Source organism: Endozoicomonas sp. Mp262, assembly GCF_025643335.1.
GTDB lineage: Bacteria > Pseudomonadota > Gammaproteobacteria > Pseudomonadales > Endozoicomonadaceae > Endonucleibacter.
In genome coordinates, this window is sequence record NZ_CP092489.1 from 3,684,071 (window position 1) to 3,703,650 (window position 19,580).

Genomic DNA, 19,580 nt, shown 5'->3' on the forward strand with positions numbered 1-19,580 from the left:
AAGGCCTTGATAATCAAGGCCTTTTTTATTAGTTTGACAGGAGTTTTAACGGTTTGTTTTGCTTTTCTGATTTACTGAACAGGAAACGTGGTATAAAGACAATAAACAGAAAAATTATGACGCCAATGGTAAGGTTGGCAGCAATATGAGCAGGAGGCTGTTCTGTGTGGATGGCGCTACCCATGCAGGAAAATGCGATAATACCTGGTATTGTACAAAGCCAGGATGCAGTAATATATTGGTGGAATCGAATACTGGTAACCCCGAAGGCATAACTTTGCAGCATGTAGGGAAAAGCGGGTATCAGTCGGGTGATGATTAAAATTTTCCATCCGTTTTTTTGGATACCGGCTTCAATAAGGTTAAATTTCCTGTTATTTTTTGCCCAACGTAAAACAAGGCCCCTTGCTGCATATCGAGCGATAAGAAATGCGAGTGAGTCAGCAATGCCTGCTGCAACGATTGTCCAGACGGTACCCATTACTATGCCAAACAGTGCTCCGGCAAAAGCGACAAAAGGGGGGGCGGGGCATAATAAAAGACAGCCCATGACAAATGTCAGGATGTAGGCAATGGGCGCAAGTCCCTGGAGTTGTCTGATGGTGTTAAGAAATTGTTGAATTTCAGCCATACTCAGTTTCTGGTAAAGGCCGGTTCTGTATGCAGAGATAAGCGTAATACTCAAAATGGTAATCACCAGAATGAGCTTGCCATGGCTTTTGATAGGGGCTATTAATCCATTGTTTTTTAGCATCAGTATACCCTTTCCTTAATTCCGGGAGAAATCACCAGCTATGCAAAAAATCCGTAACGGGGCTTGGGGAGTGATAAGGCCTGCAAAAGCTATCAGGTCTTTTGGGGAGAAGGTCTGCATTATTCATGGCTGGCCGGTTCAATAGCGTCCAAACGTTTAAGTAGCCGCCAGACGATAAAACGATCCATAAAAAAATACCACACCGTATATCCATAATAATGATGTAAATCAATTAATGCTCTGATGGTCTATGGGGTCAGATAAACATAAGTAGGGCGTTAATACCTGTTTTTTTATTGCCTGTAATACTTTGGTGGTATCTGTTTTTCTTTAAGATATTGAATTTTAATATTTTTTGCTGATTGCTGCGGAAAAGCAAGGGAACGAATTGCTGTTTTAGTAGTCTTAATTAGAAATAACAAGTTAACAGGGAATTGTAATGAATAAAAAAACACTATTTTTATGTATTTATATTTTGTTTTTGCTGTTGTCAGGTAATTCTTTTGCCAGACCTGTTAATTATTATGAAAGATCACCACTGTTAGATAGTATGTCTGATAGTCATTATAACAGTACTGCTATCGTTTCTTTTGATGTAGATTTCCCTAAGATTGATAATTCAATAACCCTGGCAGAAAATTCTTTAAATTGGGAACCACTATCAGATTACCCTTACGTACTAATGAGTTATTTTTCAGAAATGTATAAATTAGATAGTAGTGATGAAGGAAAGAGAGAGGCTATCTTCAAAAGATTGCATATTTTGAAGAAAAAATATGGTTTTAATCAGATGGTGGTTGATGAGGTTCCAGTATCCATTCGGAATCTTTACAAGGAAAAAAACAAACAAAATCGAATCTATGACCGGGAGAGTGGCCTCAAGGCACGTCTATTCATTAATAAGAAAGAAAATACCATTGTCCTTGCTATTGCAGGTACAGACCTTGGGTTATTATCAATGGAAAGCCTTAATAGTATTGGCTCAGCCGTATATTTAGGGAATGGTGGCGTTTCTGCTCCGGCAGCAAAGGCCCTGCAATTGATCAAGGCACTGGAACGTGATTATCAGGGGTATTCCTTAAAGATGACCGGGGCTTCTCAGGGTGGGGCCATTGCCCAATATGTTGCTATTAATTCCACAGCCGAGGCCTTTGTATTTAATTCCCAGGGATTGCCAGCCTATCTAACGGGGAAACTCTCCCGTGAACAGCTTGGTCGCCTCCACCATACTTATGTTGAAGGGGAAATATTAAATAGTAAAAGTGCTATTCCCAAACTTGCCTCATTCCTTGTTCAGAACCCGGTTCCTGTGGAGGGCTATGCTATTCCTGTTGATGATGTACTGGATATAAGAATGACAGAGGCCTTTTTTAAGAAGGCGAATGCTCTATCCTATTATGTGACATACTATATAACACCTGAATCCTTTATTCGTCACTGGACAGGTTCAATTCTTGAAGCTGTTGAGTATTATGCAGGTTTTGATGAACTGCCAAGCCTTCAGTGAATAGATGATTTCATATGGATAGATGCTTATAGCCCATTGATAGAAAAAATTCTGATTTTGTGTTTATGGTCGCCTGAAAATCATTACTATTAATAAAATCTGCACAATATTGTTGTTGCTCTAAACTGCTATCACTGATCGTTTTAATGAGAAAATGAGAATGCTATGGTAGCCCTTAAGGTCAATAAACAATTAATTGATACGCCAGCCTTAGTCATTGATCGTAGCCAGTTAATAGAAAATATCTGTAATATGCAGGCATATGCCAATGCTGCGGGGGTGGCTGTACGTCCCCATATCAAAACCCATAAATGTGCGAATATTGCCAGATTGCAGAAAGAGCATGGTGCGATTGGTGTTTGTGTCACTAAAGTCAGTGAGGCAGAGCAGTTAGTCAAGTCCGGGGTTGGTGGTATTTTAATTACCTCACCGGTTGTCACTGAACTAAAAATCACAAGGTTACTGAGTCTATTGCCGCAGGCCCATGATTTAATGGTGGTTGTTGATAGTGCTGTTAATGCTGGACAGTTAAACGAGGCTTGCAAGCATTTAGGAATGTCCTTGAACTGCCTGGTGGATATTGATCCCGGAGTTCACCGTACAGGGGTGAGTTACAAAGAGGCTCTAACGCTTGCAAGAGTGATTCATGGACATGATTACCTGAAGCTGGCCGGTATTCAGTGTTATGCGGGAAACCTGCAACACGTTCATCACTTTTCAGACCGTCGACGGGTTTCCCAGGCTGCTATGGAGAAGGCTGCCGGGGTTAAGAAAAAGCTGATTTCAGATGGATTACCATGCCCGATACTGACGGGTACAGGAACGGGAACATTCGATATTGATAGCTCGGTTGAAGGTGTCACTGAAATACAGCCCGGTTCCTATACGGTGATGGATCAGGAATATGCGGCTATTGAGGGGAGCGAAGGAGGAGGGTTCCGGCACTTTCAGCATGCCATGACTCAGTTAACCACGGTAATCAGTGGCAATCACGGCAGTCATATTACCGTTGATGCAGGATTGAAGGCATTGTATACGGATAATACCCGGCCAAGGATTATCAGTCACCCCGGGCTTGAATATGACTGGGCAGGTTTTGGTGATGAGCATGGGCGGGTTACTGCTTTACCTGGTTTTTCCCTTCCAATAGTTGGAGAGGTTCTGGAATTGGTGGTACCTCACTGTGACCCGACGATTAATTTATTCGATTATTTTTATATTGTGGAAAATGGGCAGGTGATTGATAAATGGCCCATTAATTTGCGTGGCTGCTCACAATAACAATAACCGCAGCTGAGTTCTTGTTCACAAAGGGGATGAATATTGAGTCAAGACTGATAAGAGCCTTCTCATGTAATGGTTCGAGCATTTTTTAACGTGATGTTATCCAATCATATTTCGATATTATGAAACATCTGCACCTCCTAACTTATTATATGGCGGGTTGTTTTTAAGCAGCCCCTAATAAAAAGGAAAGAGGTGTTTAAACCTCTTTCCTTTTTTGATTGCTATCTGACTTTTGTCTTAAACCATTTCAGAGACATACTCTTTTGCATAGATTGCCAGTCCACCCAAGGAGGTTTCGCGGTATTTGCTTTGCAGGTCAAGGCCGGTACGGTACATGGTTTCAATACAGCTATCCAGGGATACCACATGATTGCCATCACCGCGCATGGCGAGACGTGAAGCATTGATAGCCTTAATAGCAGCCATGCCGTTACGCTCAATACAGGGTACCTGAACCAGGCCTGCAATGGGGTCGCAGGTCATGCCCAGATGATGTTCCATGCCGATTTCAGCCGCATTTTCCACCTGGTCAATGGAGGCACCCTGAACGGCAGCAAGTCCAGCTGCCGCCATTGCGCAAGCGGAGCCTACTTCTGCCTGGCAGCCAGCTTCAGCACCAGAAATAGATGCATTCATCTTGATCAGGGAGCCGATGGCGGCTGCCGTAGCAATAAAGTTGCGAATGCCCTGGGTATTATTTCTGGAAATAAAGCGTGTATAGTAAGCCAGAACCGCTGGAATTACACCGGCAGCCCCGTTGGTCGGGGCTGTGACAACACGGCCCCCGCAGGCATTTTCTTCATTAACGGCCATGGCAAACAGGGTGACCCAGTCCATGATGGCAAAGTGATCGCTTAACATGGCTTCCGGACTGGACATCAATGTTTGATGCATGCTGGCTGAACGGCGCTTGATACCACTCATGGGTAATTCCCCTTCCATGCGCAGCCCGCGTTCGATACAGCTATGCATAACATCCCAGATAGCATCTATCTTTTTGTATACCAGATCCAGGTCCCCATTATGGCGAGCCTTTTCATTTTCAATCGTCAACTGGGCAATGGTGAGCTGGTGCTTCTTGCACAGTGCAACAAGTTCTTCGGCATTTTTGAAAGGGTAGGGGATAGCTTCCGGCTCTTTCTTGCTTTCACCGGCATTATCTGTGGTGTTAAATTCATCTGCACAGACGACGAAACCCCCACCAATGGAAAGATAGGATTTATAGTAGACGACAATGCCATTAGCATCTGCAGCAAATATCCGCATGCCATTGGGATGTTCTGGCAATGTCTCTCCGTTATGAAAGATGAGCTGGCTGTCATAGTCAAAATCGATGGTATGTTCACCGGCCAGCTTTAATTTTTTTTGTTGCTTGATCTCTTCAAAAATTCGATCGGCATCATCAGGGTCGATGGTATCAGGACGGTGACCGGCAAGACCTAACAGCGTTGCCTTGTCAGTGCCGTGGCCAATGCCTGTCAATGCAAGAGAACCGTATAGACCAACGCGAACCGACTTAATGGTGGATAGAATTCCTTTTTCCCGCAGTTCGTTCAGAAAACGATGACCAGCCCACATTGGACCCACGGTATGGGAACTGGATGGGCCAATGCCCGTTTTGAAGATATCAAAAATGCTAAGCATGAAGAGAGTCGTCTTCTATAAAGTTTGTGATAGTTTGCCAGCTTATGACAGGGATCAGTATTAGAGAAGGGGTGTATAACACCCCCGGATTTCCGAAATATTACAGCAATTGAGAGGCGATAAAGCCGGTAATTGCGATAGCACCCATGATCAGTGTGAAGATATTCGCAGCAGACTGGTATTTCTTCATGGCAGGTACTCTCTTCACTGCGTAAACTGGCATGATAAACAAAATACTGGCGATGACCGGTGCAACCATGGACTCAATCATACCCATAACACTGATATTAAAGTAGGCGGCAGCCCAAACACTCAGTGTGATAAATACCATGGTAATGGAGTTCAGTTTTTTCAGGTTGATTTTGGCGTTAGGGTTCTTGTTTTTGATCTGCTTGATAATCAGGCCATTTAATCCTTCGCTGGTTCCCATATAGTGACCAAAGAAAGAAGAGGTGATGGCAACCAGGGCAACAATTTGGGCCAGCCAGCCAAAGATGGCGTTGTCAGTACGCTCTGCAAATACAGAAAGAATAGGCAGGTTTGCTGCTTTTGCCGCTTGCAGCTCCGCAGGGGACAGGGTTAAAACACAGCTGTAGACAAACAGCATGGTGAAGCCAACCAGGAGCATAGTGGTGCGCTTAAGTGTCCTGCTGGCCTGGGGTTCTGCGTTGTTGCCCAGCTCTTTCCGGTAAGCGGAGGAAAAAGATGAAATCGCCGGAGAGTGGTTGAATGCAAATACCAGTACCGGAATTGTCAGGAAGATAGTGCGAATGAACTCAGGGGCTGTAGGCGCTACATCAAACTGGGCCATATTCCACTGGGGAATCAGGTATAGCGATGTTCCCACCAGTACCGCAATCAGGGGGTAGACAATGGAGCTACAAACTTTTAGCACCACCTGCTGACCACAGACCATGACGCCCACCAGGCCTCCAACCAGCACGAAGCTCAGGAGGGCACGTGAAGGCGCGGCTTCCATGCCCAGCTGGTTAACCAGCAGGCTGCTGACGGTGTTGGTGATGCCAATGCCATAAATCATCAGGATGGGGAAGATGGCCAGAAAGTAGCCCAGGGTAATCAGACTACCCGCTTTGTGACCAAAGTGCTCGGTTACGGTATCGGTAATATCTGCATTGGCATGGGAGGATGACAGGCAGAAGCGGGTCAGGCCCCGGTGTGCCAGAAAAGTCATTGGGCCAATCAGCAGGGTCATGGCGATTAGGGGCCAGATACCACCGAGTCCAGCATTGATAGGAAGGAATAAAACGCCAGCACCCACTGCGGTGCCAAACAGAGTGAGCATCCACTGTGTGTCGCGTTTTTGCCAGGTTGTTTCTGTAGTCCCCCCTTGGGGGATTGCCTGTGCGATATTCTGAGACATAACTGCCGCCTGAAGGTTAAAAAATCGTCAATGGTGCGGAACTTTACAGGTTTTCAGGTTCAAATGTATTGACATAGGGTTATGGTGAATTTTCCAACATTTATGTTAGTATCGCGCACTTTTTTTTTTCTAACACAATCTCCTCAGTATTTTTGACTGCTATCTTGGTTGATGATTCCGTGGCTAGTTCGGCATTTACCCTTGTTTTTGGAAATGGTACTTAAAGGGTTAATTTAAAAGTTATTATTAAGTTGTTTTTAATAGGAAAATATATAAATGCCCCTTAGCCCTGGCGACTAAATTTGGAGAACGGCTCTTTGAAAAGGGAAAGCGGAGGTAGTGAATAACATTATCTAGCCTATAACTGCTACGTGGGAGGTTTGTTTATGAATTACCGTTTACGAAGAAAATATTACGAAGATGCTGGAGTATGAAAGTATGAAAGAGCTTTTTTGTTATTTACTTTTCTTTGCAGTAATTAATATCTTTTTAGTATTAATCCCGCACAATGCTTATGCAAAGCCCTGCTGCGCCAAAAGGGTTTATTATACAAGTGAGGATAACAAAACCAAAATAACAGGTTGCCAAAAAGTCGTTAATTGCCTCTACGCTGGTTTTGATATTGTGTTATCTGCAGAAAACCCGGGATCCAGGTTAAACAATACATCAGGATATTGCCCCTATTGTTGTCCAATTCCGGTGTTTGACAGGGAGGGGCAGCGTATCCCTGATAATTCTGTGTCAATTGGAGGAGAAAGCCACCTGACATTGACTATAGGTATTTTGTATCAACGGATTGAACAAGGTTTACAGGCTGCCAGTCAACAACCTTATCATTTCCATCCTGAGGGCTATCTCGAAAAGTGGTTGATGCCTATGAGGGTTGTTGGCAGCTTTTGCGGTCCTGAAATGTTGATATTTCCCAATGGAGGGCAGTACATTAATTATCTGCTGGACGCAAATCAACAGCTGGTGCCTTTGTCTCAACATGACGCATACCCGATCGTTGACGAAGCAACAGACTCTCGCTATGTAACAGCAGACTCACGTTATTTCGCAGGGGCAGCTTTAACAATCCCCAAAAAAGCGAGTGAGGATAATATTGAAGACTATAACCAGCAAGTAGAAGTGATGGTGGCAGTGCCATCAGGCGCTCAGCCAATAGAAGTTGTCGCTGATGAATCACTGTCAGAAATAGTGAGCATTAAAAACAGAGCTGCAAAGGCGATCGCCCTGACATGTCTGGGGGTGCAGCGAATGTTTTTTAATGCCTGGGGTATGAACATGGATGACCCGAAGGCAGGCTGTCAATATTGTCGGGGAATCGGCAAGGCGCTAATGGCCAGGGTGTATCAGTTTTTGAAACATTATCAAACAAGGAAAGATGATGACCAGAACGCAAAAGTAATCAGGGCGCTTGGAGACGAGCTTTATTCATCTTGTCCACATTTCGTGGAAGAGGGGATAGTTTTATTGGGCGAATGTCAGAATCTAGATTCTATCCTGGGTGGGCATAAAGAAATATTTCCAGACCAAGCTTATGTAGACAGGATTTTTTATGAAAATGCATTGTCGGTAAATAGTAATGAAGATGTTGGGGAAGCAGCGGTTAAAGAGTATGCTGATTCTGAAAAACGGATTTCTTCATTTCAGGGGTTTTCTGATACTCAAGGATGGGGTGGGCATTTACCCAATGCTCAGGACATGGCAGAAGCAGGGCTATTTTATACAGGGGTGGGGGATTTTGCCCGATGCTTTGAGTGTGGTGTTTGTCTGTTTAAATGGAGCCCCAGCGATAATCCAGTGAAAAAACATGCTTGCTATTACCCTGCTTGCTCTTTCCTTAAGACATTCAGTCAAAATTCTGGACAGCAGCGGGATTACGCAGATGGTTTACAGCAGTTTCATGCGTTGCAGAATAAATACTTGAAGATAAAAAGCATAGAGGTGGAGCAGCGGGAATTGAGTAAGCAAATGGAAGATAGGAAGAGAGAGATGGAACGTAAGCAGATGGAGCTAAAGGAGCAGATGGAAGCTGCACAGAGAGAGATGGAACGTAAGCAGATGGAGCTAAAGGAGCAGATGGAAGCTGCACAGAGAGAGATGGAACGTAAGCAGCTGGAGCTAAAGGAGCAGATGGAAGTGGAAGGTAAACAGATGGAACTATAGAGGTATGTGAACGCTTTGCTAAGGGAGTGGAGTCAGAAGATTGAAGCTCTTGAGGCTAAAAAAAAAAGGGGTATCAGAGAACCCTTGATCTTGTAAATTCAGCGAGCTGCGCACTGAGCAGCCCGCTGGATGCGTTTGATGCAAAAGAGGGATGTTAGTCCGTATAACGCTCCAGCACCAGGCAGGCATTGGTACCGCCAAAGCCAAAGCTGTTAGACATTACCCGGTTCAGCTTCTGATCCCGAGCCTCACCCGTCAGAATAGGCATGCCTTCTGCTGCTGGATCAAGGTTTTCAATATGAGCAGATGCAGCAATAAAATCGTGCTTCATCATCAGCAGGCAGTAGATGGTTTCCTGGACACCAGCGGCTCCCAGTGAGTGACCTGAGAGTGACTTGGTAGAGCTGATGGTGGGAATGTTATCGCCAAAGACATCGCGGATGGCTTTCAGCTCGGCAACATCGCCTACAGGGGTGCTGGTACCGTGGGCATTGATATAGTCAACCGGTCCGTCAATGGTTGAGAGGGCAATATTCATGCAGCGGGAGGCACCCTCACCGGATGGTGCAACCATATCGTAACCATCGGAAGTGGCACCGTATCCGGTAATTTCCGCATAAATCTTGGCACCCCGGGCTTTGGCATGCTCCAGTTCTTCCAGAACAATCATGCCGCCACCGCCAGCGATAACAAAACCATCCCGTGTAGCATCATAAGCCCTGGAGGCTGTTTCCGGGGTGTCGTTATACTTGCTGGTCAATGCTCCCATAGCATCGAACAGGCCGGTCTGGGTCCAGTGCTCTTCTTCTCCGCCCCCGGCAAAGACAATATCCTGCTTGCCTAGCTGGATCTGTTCCATTGCGTTACCAATGCAGTGGGCGCTGGTGGCACAGGCAGAGGTGATGGAATAGTTAACGCCCTTGATTTTGAAGGGGGTAGCCAGGCAGGCAGATACCGTACTGCCCATGGTGCGGGGAACCCGGTAAGGGCCTACTCTTTTTACGCCTTTCTCCCGCATGATATCAGCGGCTTCAACAATATTGGCAGAGGATGCGCCACCTGAGGCGGCAATCAGTCCGGTACGTTCGTTGGAAACCAGTTCGGGAGGTAAGCCGGCATCTTCAATGGCCTGCTGCATGGCGATATAGGCGTAGGCAGCGGCATCACCCATGAAGCGAACGGTTTTGCGATCAATGTACTCGCTGAAATCAATGTCAACGGTACCGGATACCTGGCTTCGAAAACTCTGTTCCTGGTAGCTTTCATTAAAACGGATACCAGAACGTCCATGCTTGAGTGCGTCTGTGACGCTATCCTGGGTAATGCCCAGGCAGGATGTAATGCCAATCCCTGTAACTACAACACGTTTCATTTCTTAAAGACCTAAGTTAGACGGAATGAATCAGAAGGAGTCAGTGCTTTGGAATAGCCCGACCCGAAGACCTTCGGCGGTATAAATTTCCCGGCCGTCCACACTGAGTGAACCGTCTGCTATACCAAGGCACAGCTTGCGGGAAATAACACGCTTGATGTTTATGTGATAAGTCACTTTTTTGTGGGTGGGCAGAATCTGACCCGTAAATTTCACATCGCCACTACCCAGGGCACGGCCTCGCCCCGGGTTACCTTTCCAGCCAAGGAAAAAACCAACCAGTTGCCACATGGCATCCAGGCCAAGGCAGCCAGGCATGACCGGGTCACCAGGGAAGTGGCAGGAGAAAAACCAGAGATCCGGATTAATATCCAGCTCTGCGATGATTTCTCCCTTGCCGTATGTTCCACCTTCATCTGATATATGGATGATGCGATCCATCATTAGCATGTTCGGTGCAGGCAGCTGGGCATTGCCAGCGCCAAACAGTTCACCGTGAGCACATCGGAGCAAGTCATCTTTATCGAAGGATTGTTGCTTCATTCGTACGTTATTTCCTAGGAGCCTAAAGCTGAAAGCCCTATTTATCAGGATTTAACCAGCTTTTGCAATTGTTGGTGGGAAATCATTACTGACGTTCCGTGCGGGCACTATACCACTGGTTGTTCTGTGTTATAGAGGCGCTACCTGATTTGTAACAAAAAGACAACATTAAAATACCAGCGAGTAATATTCTCTGGAATGGCTGCTCTCACGGGCAGACTGGGTTATCATTCAGGTCACTTGGGGTATTTACTTATGTGTAAATGATCAATGTGCCGGAATCAATCGACGTGGAAATATGACTATGACGCCCACCACATCTTGCGAAAAGTATACCATAGCTGTGCTCGGTGGAGGCAGTTTTGGCACGGCGTTATCCGATATTTCAGCCACTAATGGCCATGATGTCAGGCTTTGGGTGCGCAGTGCCGAGCAGGCTAAGGGGATTAACCGGGATCATATAAACCACCGTTATCTGCCAGAGCTGGCGGTTAATCCATCGGTAGTGGCTACCACCCGTCTTGAAGAGGCAACCGATAATGCGGATATCGTTTTTATTGCCATTCCCAGTCAGTCATTCAGGGAGGTTGTAAAAAAAGCGACACCCTGGCTTAAAAGTAAAATAATTATTAGTACCACCAAAGGGATTGAGCCACAGACCTTTGATTTGATGAGCCAGATTTTACAGGAAGAGGTGGTATCTCCCAGGGTAGGCGTGTTGAGTGGTCCGAACCTGGCCAAGGAAATTGTTGCCAAGGCTGTGACAGCCACGGTGATCGCCAGTGAAGATGAAAATTTGTGCAAAATTATTCAGCAGGTGCTTCACTGTGATTATTTCAGGGTTTACTCCAACCGTGATGTTTATGGTGTTGAGCTGGCCGGGGCATTAAAAAATATCTATGCCATTGTTTCAGGTATCGGCGTGGCCATGGGGATGGGAGAAAACACCAAGAGTATGCTGATTACCCGGAGTCTCGCCGAGATGAGTCGTTTTGCGGTAAAGATGGGAGCAAACCCTCTGACTTTTCTGGGGCTGGCTGGTGTGGGGGATCTGATTGCAACCTGCACTTCCAGCCTGAGCCGCAATTATCGGGTGGGTTATGCCCTGGGTCAGGGATACACCCTGAAAGAAGCCGAGAGTCAGCTGGGGCAGGTGGCAGAAGGTGTGAATACCCTGAAGCAGGTTCAGCAAAAGGCACAGGAGCTGGAGGTTTATATGCCCCTGGTGAACGGTTTGTACAGTATTATTTTTGAAGGCAAGGACATCCATACACTGGTGAAAGGAATGATGCAGAGAGAGCAGAAAACCGATGTGGAGTTTATGGTTCCGCACCAGTAGACTTGATACACGGTGAATTAAGGTTGCGAATAGAAAATAAAGACGTAGTATGTAAGCCAAAAAATGCACTTGATGGTTCAAGTTTGGGAGGCTAGCAGAGATGGATGATAAAGTAATCGACAACCTAAAGTCTGAGTCCCGCTGGCTCCGGCTTTTATTTATGGTTCTTTTCTACATGGCAGCCTATATAACCGGGTTCTTGATTCTGGTGGTGGTGGCTGTTCAGGTGATACATGATTTTATCAAGGGTCGGCCTAACGAGCGCCTGCTGGAATTTACTGCCAGCCTGAACCGGTATTTCTATCAGGTTATTCAATACATTAGTTTTAATAGTGAAAGTAAACCCTACCCGTTCAGTGATTGGCCAAAAGGCACCACTGGACACGGGGAGCCGTCACAGCAGGTAAAAGACCAGGAATGAAACTGATTATTATGCGCCACGGTCAGGCCGGGTTAAATGCGCCTTCTGATGCTGAAAGGCCGCTGACCGAGCAGGGCAGACAGCAGGCCGCCAGCACGGCAAAAAAATTACAGCACCTCTGTCCTGCTACAAGGGTGCTGGCAAGCCCTTATCTCAGGGCACAGCAGACGGGTTCAATTGTGGCAGAAACCATGAGCCTTCCACTGGAGACACTCGATGCTATTGTCCCCGAAGGAAATCCCTTTGCAGTGATAGAGGTTTTACCTGATAGTGGTGTGATTCTATTGGCCAGCCATATGCCTTTGGTAAGCGCCCTGACAGGGCTGCTATGTGAGGGCTCTGTCAATCATGGCCCCTCTTTTTCAACGGGTTCAGCCGTAGTGTTGGAGATGCCTGCTCCGGGTATTGGCACAGCTACGTTATTGCATAGTATATAGCCACTTACGGATAGTCCCCTGGCTCCGCTGCTGGTATGAGGGGAGGAGTGAGAGCCTTCAGTTAACGCGATTTATTGATGATTTATTGATGAAATTTGCTTGAATTTAAGTGAATTTACTGATTTTTTGTGAATGTCTCTTTTCTTTCTGTTGAACTTTATTTTCTTCAACTAATCTAATGCTTCTGATTCCGTCTCAAACTGTTGTACAGGGAGGTATGAGGTGTCAGAAGTCTCATTTAACTGGCCCAGGGCCGTGCTGGTTTGTGTTACAGCTGCGTTGTTCTGTAGTTACCAGGTTTTAATACAGGGAGCACCTGCCTTGATGGTCTCTCCACTGGCTGACAGCCTGGAGTTGACCATGACGCAGGTGGGCTTGTTGAGTAGCAGTTTCCTTTACGCCTATTTGATTTTCCAGGTTCCTGGCGCTTATCTTGCCGGTCGATGCAACCTTCGTGTGTTACTGGTGATCTGTTATCTGGTCATGGCGGCTGGCTGTTATTGGTTCAGTGTCGCTGAAACCATGTTAAGTGCCTCTATGGCCAGGGTTTTAATGGGGATAGCCACCTCCCCTTCGATTGTTGTCAGCATGACACTGGTGAGTCGCTGGTTTCCTGAAAAGTGGTTTCCTACACTGGCGGGCCTTGTTGAAACGGCGGCATTGGCAGGTGGAGCCCTGGGACCTGTGATCATACCTGATATCATGGCCTTGGGCGGCTGGCGCTATGCTATGCAGTGGTTAGCCGTTGCGGGTGTGGGTCTGTCACTGCTGGCCCTGCTTTTTGTTCGTGATGCTCCGGCTGTTGAACATTCCGGGCGGGGGGTGAGTGAGGAGCGTCAGTACGGTCAGAGTTCTTTTCCACAGTTAATGAAGCAGGGGACTTTCTGGCTTTGCTGTCTCTATGGTTTTGGGATGTTTGCCGTGCTAGCCTGTTTTGCCAGCTTGTGGGGGGTTCCCTTTTTATGCGAACGCTTTCCCGATGATCATAGTTATGTTCCGCATACCATTTTTCTGCTTTTTGCCGGAGCGGCCGTAGGAGCTCCCCTTATTGGTTTCCGGGCTTCGGTATCAGGTCGTTACCGACAGTTGATGGCGCTGTCTGCATTGGCCTGTATGGTATTCACTGGCCTGGCAATCTTTTTGCCTTGTTCTCTGGTGACTATGGGCTGTCTATGCTTTTTTATTGGCTTCTCTTCAGGGGGCTATATGCTGGTGTTTGCTGCCGTGAAAAAAGTGTGCAGCAAAGAGAACCAGGGACTCGGTATCGCAGTGGCTAATGGTTCTCTATTATTAGGCGGCCCTGCTATGCAGCCTTTGGTGGGCGCTATATTAAACAATAGTCTCCAGCATTCCGGTGTGTTAACAGTGACTGATTACCAGTGGGCACTGGTGCCGATGTTTGCTGTTCAGCTGGTGGCTTTTGCTATCACGTTTTTGCTGACCGGTATTAGGGGCTGTTGACGTTTGCTCGTGTGCTCAGCCAAAACCAGCGGTTTCGTGGCTAGACGCAGTAGCGCAGGAATAACCTAAAGGTCACACGTACTCGCGTCTTTCAAGCTACTGCAACGACGGCATGGAATCGCTGGTTTTGGCCCTTCGGGTGGCTCGTAAAGCGGCTTTCCGACTGCGTTGGACTGGCTTGACGTAGAATAACCATGCCTGCACCAGTCCTCCCGGTGTGCCCCATTGGGTATTGCGGAAAACCGCTTTACGAGCCACTGAGCTCACGATCAAACGTCAACAGCCCCTAATGACAAAACAGTATGTCAGTTACCCCATCTATCAAGATAGGGCAGATGGCGCTATGCTAGCCGCCATTTAATTTAAGCAATGGTGTTAGTGACAATGCCGGTAATACGACTGGAAAATATTAGTCTTGCATATGGGGATATGCCGCTGCTGGATGGAGCAGAACTACAGATCCGTCGGGGGGAACGGGTTTGTCTGGTGGGGCGTAACGGTACAGGTAAATCAACCCTGCTAAAAATTGTTTCCGGTCAGATCGATGCAGATGACGGCTCTATCTGGCGCAAGCCCGGACTTAAAATCGGTGTCCTTAACCAGAACCTGCCGCTCCAGGATGATAAAACGGTGTATGAGGTGGTGGCCTCGGGACTGGCTGAAGTGGGGTCGCTTATCCATCGTTATCACCAGCTTTCCCAGACTATTGAGAGTGATGAAGATATCAAGGCTCTGGAGGATGTCCAGCAGCGCCTTGAGGCTGCTGATGGCTGGTCTTTGCAGCAGAAAGTGGATACCGTCATCAAAAAACTGGAGCTGCCTGAAGACAGCCTGATGAAAGAGCTGTCCGGAGGCTGGCGACGACGTGTGGAATTGGCCCAGGCCCTGGTTTCTGAGCCTGATTTGTTACTGCTGGATGAACCCACCAACCATTTGGATATTGTGGCTATAGACTGGCTTGAAAAGCAGCTTCTGGATTTTCGCGGAGCCTTGCTGTTTATTACCCACGACCGTTCTTTCCTTCAGTCCTTGGCCACCCGCATTATTGAACTTGATCGTGGGCAGTTAACCAACTGGGAATGTAATTACCAGACTTACCTGGAGCGCAAGGCTCATGCGCTGGAGGTCGAAGCGGAACAAAATGCCCTGTTTGATAAAAAGCTGGCTCAGGAAGAGGTTTGGATTCGCCAGGGCATCAAAGCCCGTCGGACCCGTAATGAAGGCCGGGTAAGAGCCCTTAAAGCCCTGAGAGAAGAACGAAAGGAGCGCCGTGAGGTTCAGGGGAAGGCAGACTTTGCCATTGAATCGGGCAACTCCTCCGGGAAAATGGTGCTTGAGGCCAAGGGCATCCTTAAAGCTTATGCTGGTAAACCTGTTGTTGATGCCTTCAGTTTTACGGTGCAGCGAGGAGATAAAATTGGTCTGATCGGTGCTAATGGTGCGGGAAAGTCCACCTTGCTCAATATGTTACTGGGGGAACTTGAACCGGATAGTGGCAGTATCAAGCCGGGTAGCAAGCTGGAAGTGGCTTACTTTGACCAGCTGAGAAACCAGCTGGATCTTGAAAAGAGTGTGATTGATAACGTGGCTGAAGGGCGGGAGAGTATTACCATCAATGGTGCCAGCCGCCATGTCATCAGTTACCTGGGGGATTTTTTATTCCCGCCCCATCGTTGTCGGATACCGGTGAAAGCCTTGTCCGGGGGGGAGCGAAATCGCCTGTTACTGGCCCGGTTGTTCAGCAAGCCTGCCAACCTACTGGTACTTGACGAACCCACCAATGACCTGGATGTGGAAACCCTGGAGCTGCTTGAATCCCTGCTGGTGGAATTCAAGGGAACCCTGTTGTTGGTAAGCCACGACCGGGCCTTTTTGGACAATGTGGTATCCAGCACGCTGGTATTTAAGCCCGGGGCAAAGATTGATGAGTTTGTGGGCGGGTTTGAAGACTGGTTACGTCAGGGAGGCAATATCAGCCAGCTGGTTGAGCAGGCTAAAGCAACCCCTGAGAAAAAAACGGTAACAGCAAAACCTGTGGAAACCAAAAGTCCGCAAAAGAAAAAGCTGAGCTATAAGCTTCAGCGTGAGTTAGATGGCCTGCCCGCTGAAATAGAGCAGTTGGAAGAGGAGCAGCGGCAGCTGGAAGAAAAAACCGCAGATCCCGGCTTCTATCAGGGTGATATGGCAGAGGTGAATAAAACCCTGGAGCGAATCACTGAACTGGCTGAATTGATTGAGGCCAGAATGGAGCGTTGGGAAGAACTGGAAAGCATGCAGTAGCGACGGGTGTTTTGTTGCCAGCTACCTAATAGAAAACTGTTAGGTAGCTGATGGTTTTTTGTAGTCTGTTCTCAGTCAGCCTTTTATTGTTTTTTCCCTACCCTCACGGCAAGGACATCACAGCAGGCACCATGAAGGATGCTGGTGGATGTGGAGCCAAGAATCAGGGCCAGGCCGTGACGGCCATGGCTGCCCACCACAACAAGGTCAACGTCGGACTCTTTGGCAATTCGGTGCACCTCCCTTTCCGGCCTTCCATACACTATATGTTGTTCCCCTTTCTCCAGTTGCACGGTGTCTGCCAGCTGGCTGATTCGTTCTCTGGCTTGCTGGGTGATTTCATCCTGGAGAGTGGTGAGATCCAGGGGGATATCGCTGCCATAGGCCACACTAAGCGGCTCAACAACATGAACCATCGTTAGTTTGGCGCTGTTGGTTTCAGCAATAAAACGGGCTTTTTCCAGCACTTCATCAGCTTCGTCGGACAGATCAATGGCGACCAGTATATGTTTGTAGTGGCTCATTGGGACCTCTCTTGGATGAGTTTAGGCGTTAGACGCCATCATAGCTCAACCTGCTCTTGTTATTGTGCAATCTTGTATAATCATGTGGTTATAGCCCATTAAACTCCTTGACATCGATCAATATTTGACAGAAGGTAACAGCAAAAAAATCAAACAGCTGTATGAAAAGTAACGGGATCTTACTTTTCAATAATAATCATAAGGCAGGGCATCGCCATATTTTTCAATCCGTTCGGAGAGAGATCTAATGATTTACGAAGGCAAGGCTTTTAAAGTCATACCGCTTGAAGACGGCATCGCTGAGTTCAGATTTGATTTGGAAGGGGAGTCTGTTAACAAGTTCAGTCAGGCAGCTATAGAGGACTTTGCCCGGGCTGTCGAGGCCGTGAAAGGGGATGATGGTATCAAGGGCCTGGTGCTTTCCAGTGGTAAAGAAGCCTTTATTGTGGGGGCGGATATCACTGAGTTTCTATCCATGTTCAAGCAGGAAGAGCAAGTGCTGCTGGATGGCCTGCTTAAGGTAAATGCCGTGTTCTCTTCCTTTGAAGACTTGCCTTTACCCACTGTTGCCGCCATTAATGGTGTTGCCTTGGGGGGAGGGTTTGAGGTGTGCCTGTGTGCGGATTACCGGATTATGTCCACCGGGGCGAAAGTGGGCCTGCCAGAGGTGAAGCTGGGTATCTATCCGGGGTGGGGAGGGACAGTTCGTCTGCCTCGCCTGGTGGGTGCCGATAATGCCATTGAGTGGATTTGTACCGGCAAGGAGCAAAAGCCGGATGAGGCCTTGCGTATCGGGGCGGCTGATGCGGTGGTAGCACCCGATAAACTACTGGATGCTGCCGTTACGCTGGTAAAAAAATGTATAGACGGTGAGCTGGATTTTAAGGCTCGTAAGGACGAGAAGAAAGCCAAGCTGCAATTGGCCAATATGGAAGCCATGATGGTGTTTGAAACCGCCAAGCCGTTTATTGCCAGTAAAGCGGGACCTCATTATCCGGCCCCCCTGGAGGCCGTAAAGACCATTCAACGTCATGCCTATATGACCCGCGACAAAGCCCTGGAAGTAGAAGCCAAAGGGTTTATTAAGATGGCCAAAACACCGGTGACGGAATCATTGGTGGGCCTGTTCCTCAATGACCAGCAACTTAAGAAAAAGGCGAAACAGTCCGCCCATCTCGCTGTACCCACTAAAAAGGCGGCGGTGCTTGGGGCAGGCATTATGGGAGGTGGCATTGCCTATCAGTCAGCCTATAAAGGCACGCCAGTATTGATGAAGGATATCAATCAGGAAGGGATAGCGCTGGGGCTGAATGAAGCGAAGAAATTATTGGCCAAGCAAGTTGAACGTGGCCGAATCGACAGCAGCCGCATGGGTGACGTGCTGAATCATATTGCCCCCACATTATCCTACGGTGACTTCAAGGATGTGGATGTGGTGGTTGAAGCTGTGGTGGAAAATCTCAAGGTGAAGCAGGCGGTGCTGGCTGAAACTGAAGCTCAACTCAGTGACCATGCCATACTGGCATCCAATACTTCAACCATTTCCATAACAGCTATTGCCAAGGCGTTGAAAACCCCGGAAAAATTCTGTGGCATGCATTTCTTTAACCCGGTTCATCGTATGCCCTTGGTGGAAGTGATCCGTGGCGAGCAAAGCAGTGATGAGGCCGTGGCGACGGTGGTGCAGTATGCCAAAAATATGGGCAAAACTCCTATCGTGGTCAATGACTGTCCAGGCTTCCTGGTTAATCGGGTGCTTTTCCCCTATCTGGCAGGTTTTGCCGCCCTGGTACGTGATGGTGCCGATTTCCAGCAGGTTGATAATGTCATGGAACGGTTTGGCTGGCCCATGGGACCCGCTTATCTGCTGGACGTTGTGGGTATGGATACAGGCCATCATGCAGAGGCGGTTATGGCGGAGGGCTACCCTGACCGGATGGTTAAAGATTTTAAGTCAGCCATTGATGTGATGTTTGAAAACAAGCGGTATGGTCAAAAGACCCAGCTTGGTTTTTACCGCTATGAGGATGATAAAAAAGGCAAGCCCCGCAAGCTGCCTGATAGTACAACCTATGAATTGCTGAAGCCGGTGAGCAGTGATCCAAGGGAGTTTGATGAAGAGGAAATCATAGCTCGCATGATGATCCCTCTCTGCCTCGAAACGGTTCGGGCGTTGGAAGAAGGCATTGTTGAATCTCCGGCAGAGGCGGATATGGGCTTGATTATGGGCATTGGCTTCCCACCGTTCAGGGGGGGTGCGCTCAAGTATATCGACACTATAGGGGTTGCCGGGTTTGTGAAGCTGGCGGATCAATACGCAGAACTGGGACCATTATATCAGGCTACGGACAAGCTTCGTGAAATGGCGCAGCAAGGTGACTCTTTTTATAAGGCCTGAGCCACCCGGGATATTGAGTCAATCGTTGAGATGCACTCAGGTACTCTTCAAGAACATGAGCGA

At 47.6% G+C, this 19,580-nt stretch carries 15 protein-coding genes; 9 read left to right on the top strand and 6 right to left on the bottom strand.

What is annotated here, in order from left to right; translation table 11 throughout:
- Window positions 1-28 precede the first annotated feature (28 nt).
- Window positions 29-754, bottom strand: coding sequence for a TVP38/TMEM64 family protein (locus MJ595_RS16030; RefSeq protein WP_263078981.1), 726 nt, complete (start codon window positions 752-754; stop codon window positions 29-31).
- A 439-nt stretch (window positions 755-1,193) separates the two neighbouring features.
- On the opposite strand from MJ595_RS16030, the gene MJ595_RS16035 reads away from it, so the two are divergent.
- Together MJ595_RS16035 and MJ595_RS16040 are read left to right on the top strand one after the other, a co-directional pair.
- Complete coding sequence (locus MJ595_RS16035) at window positions 1,194-2,261, top strand: hypothetical protein (RefSeq protein ID WP_263078982.1); 1,068 nt, start codon at window positions 1,194-1,196, stop codon at window positions 2,259-2,261.
- 165 nt (window positions 2,262-2,426) lie between these two features.
- Window positions 2,427-3,542: a DSD1 family PLP-dependent enzyme gene (locus MJ595_RS16040; protein ID WP_263078983.1), complete on the top strand. Its 1,116-nt coding sequence runs from the start codon at window positions 2,427-2,429 to the stop codon at window positions 3,540-3,542.
- Between the two features lie 243 nt (window positions 3,543-3,785).
- Here the strand turns inward: MJ595_RS16040 and MJ595_RS16045 are convergent, their stop codons facing one another.
- Together MJ595_RS16045 and MJ595_RS16050 are read right to left on the bottom strand one after the other, a co-directional pair.
- Window positions 3,786-5,192, bottom strand: a complete 1,407-nt coding sequence (locus tag MJ595_RS16045; protein WP_263078984.1) for an L-serine ammonia-lyase — start codon at window positions 5,190-5,192, stop codon at window positions 3,786-3,788.
- Window positions 5,193-5,292: 100 nt separating this feature from the next.
- On the bottom strand, window positions 5,293-6,573 hold the full coding sequence (locus MJ595_RS16050; RefSeq protein WP_263078985.1) for an HAAAP family serine/threonine permease: 1,281 nt from the start codon (window positions 6,571-6,573) through the stop codon (window positions 5,293-5,295).
- Window positions 6,574-6,993: 420 nt separating this feature from the next.
- Here MJ595_RS16050 and MJ595_RS16055 point away from each other — a divergent pair, with 420 nt between their 5' ends.
- Window positions 6,994-8,742 carry a hypothetical protein gene (locus MJ595_RS16055; protein WP_263078986.1) on the top strand — a complete coding sequence of 583 codons (1,749 nt, stop codon included), beginning with the start codon at window positions 6,994-6,996 and terminating at the stop codon, window positions 8,740-8,742.
- Window positions 8,743-8,896: 154 nt separating this feature from the next.
- Here MJ595_RS16055 and fabB read toward each other — a convergent pair whose 3' ends face one another.
- Both fabB and fabA read right to left on the bottom strand, forming a co-directional pair.
- A complete protein-coding gene (fabB, locus tag MJ595_RS16060; RefSeq protein ID WP_263078987.1) occupies window positions 8,897-10,114 on the bottom strand; it encodes a beta-ketoacyl-ACP synthase I in 1,218 nt (405 codons plus the stop codon).
- Window positions 10,115-10,144: 30 nt separating this feature from the next.
- Window positions 10,145-10,657 (bottom strand): 3-hydroxyacyl-[acyl-carrier-protein] dehydratase FabA, encoded by a 513-nt coding sequence (gene fabA, locus MJ595_RS16065; protein WP_263078988.1) that lies wholly within the window; start codon window positions 10,655-10,657, stop codon window positions 10,145-10,147.
- 298 nt (window positions 10,658-10,955) lie between these two features.
- Here fabA and MJ595_RS16070 point away from each other — a divergent pair, with 298 nt between their 5' ends.
- The 5 genes from MJ595_RS16070 (at window position 10,956) to MJ595_RS16090 (ending at window position 16,595) form a co-directional block, all read left to right on the top strand.
- Window positions 10,956-11,996: an NAD(P)H-dependent glycerol-3-phosphate dehydrogenase gene (locus MJ595_RS16070; protein WP_263078990.1), complete on the top strand. Its 1,041-nt coding sequence runs from the start codon at window positions 10,956-10,958 to the stop codon at window positions 11,994-11,996.
- A gap of 100 nt (window positions 11,997-12,096) precedes the next feature.
- Window positions 12,097-12,417 (top strand): DUF4389 domain-containing protein, encoded by a 321-nt coding sequence (locus MJ595_RS16075; protein ID WP_263078991.1) that lies wholly within the window; start codon window positions 12,097-12,099, stop codon window positions 12,415-12,417.
- Window positions 12,414-12,854: a phosphohistidine phosphatase SixA gene (sixA, locus tag MJ595_RS16080; RefSeq protein WP_263078992.1), complete on the top strand. Its 441-nt coding sequence runs from the start codon at window positions 12,414-12,416 to the stop codon at window positions 12,852-12,854. The genes MJ595_RS16075 and sixA overlap by 4 nt, the downstream gene beginning before the upstream one ends.
- 222 nt (window positions 12,855-13,076) lie before the next feature.
- A complete protein-coding gene (locus MJ595_RS16085; RefSeq protein WP_263078993.1) occupies window positions 13,077-14,315 on the top strand; it encodes an MFS transporter in 1,239 nt (412 codons plus the stop codon).
- A gap of 384 nt (window positions 14,316-14,699) precedes the next feature.
- Window positions 14,700-16,595 carry an ATP-binding cassette domain-containing protein gene (locus MJ595_RS16090; protein WP_263078994.1) on the top strand — a complete coding sequence of 632 codons (1,896 nt, stop codon included), beginning with the start codon at window positions 14,700-14,702 and terminating at the stop codon, window positions 16,593-16,595.
- Window positions 16,596-16,678: 83 nt separating this feature from the next.
- Here the strand turns inward: MJ595_RS16090 and MJ595_RS16095 are convergent, their stop codons facing one another.
- Window positions 16,679-17,119: a universal stress protein gene (locus MJ595_RS16095; RefSeq protein WP_263078996.1), complete on the bottom strand. Its 441-nt coding sequence runs from the start codon at window positions 17,117-17,119 to the stop codon at window positions 16,679-16,681.
- A 247-nt stretch (window positions 17,120-17,366) separates the two neighbouring features.
- Between MJ595_RS16095 and fadB the strand changes: the two genes are divergently transcribed.
- Window positions 17,367-19,517: a fatty acid oxidation complex subunit alpha FadB gene (gene fadB, locus MJ595_RS16100; RefSeq protein ID WP_263078997.1), complete on the top strand. Its 2,151-nt coding sequence runs from the start codon at window positions 17,367-17,369 to the stop codon at window positions 19,515-19,517.
- Window positions 19,518-19,580 lie beyond the last annotated feature (63 nt).

Bases quoted from the DNA above. Each gene is read 5' to 3' on its own strand.
- MJ595_RS16030 (WP_263078981.1), bottom strand. From the start codon at position 754: ATGCTAAAAAACAATGGATTAATAGCCCCTATCAAAAGCCATGGCAAG.
- MJ595_RS16035 (WP_263078982.1), top strand. From the start codon at position 1,194: ATGAATAAAAAAACACTATTTTTATGTATTTATATTTTGTTTTTGCTG.
- MJ595_RS16040 (WP_263078983.1), top strand. From the start codon at position 2,427: ATGGTAGCCCTTAAGGTCAATAAACAATTAATTGATACGCCAGCCTTA.
- MJ595_RS16045 (WP_263078984.1), bottom strand. From the start codon at position 5,192: ATGCTTAGCATTTTTGATATCTTCAAAACGGGCATTGGCCCATCCAGT.
- MJ595_RS16050 (WP_263078985.1), bottom strand. From the start codon at position 6,573: ATGTCTCAGAATATCGCACAGGCAATCCCCCAAGGGGGGACTACAGAA.
- MJ595_RS16055 (WP_263078986.1), top strand. From the start codon at position 6,994: ATGCTGGAGTATGAAAGTATGAAAGAGCTTTTTTGTTATTTACTTTTC.
- fabB (WP_263078987.1), bottom strand. From the start codon at position 10,114: ATGAAACGTGTTGTAGTTACAGGGATTGGCATTACATCCTGCCTGGGC.
- fabA (WP_263078988.1), bottom strand. From the start codon at position 10,657: ATGAAGCAACAATCCTTCGATAAAGATGACTTGCTCCGATGTGCTCAC.
- MJ595_RS16070 (WP_263078990.1), top strand. From the start codon at position 10,956: ATGACTATGACGCCCACCACATCTTGCGAAAAGTATACCATAGCTGTG.
- MJ595_RS16075 (WP_263078991.1), top strand. From the start codon at position 12,097: ATGGATGATAAAGTAATCGACAACCTAAAGTCTGAGTCCCGCTGGCTC.
- sixA (WP_263078992.1), top strand. From the start codon at position 12,414: ATGAAACTGATTATTATGCGCCACGGTCAGGCCGGGTTAAATGCGCCT.
- MJ595_RS16090 (WP_263078994.1), top strand. From the start codon at position 14,700: ATGCCGGTAATACGACTGGAAAATATTAGTCTTGCATATGGGGATATG.
- MJ595_RS16095 (WP_263078996.1), bottom strand. From the start codon at position 17,119: ATGAGCCACTACAAACATATACTGGTCGCCATTGATCTGTCCGACGAA.
- fadB (WP_263078997.1), top strand. From the start codon at position 17,367: ATGATTTACGAAGGCAAGGCTTTTAAAGTCATACCGCTTGAAGACGGC.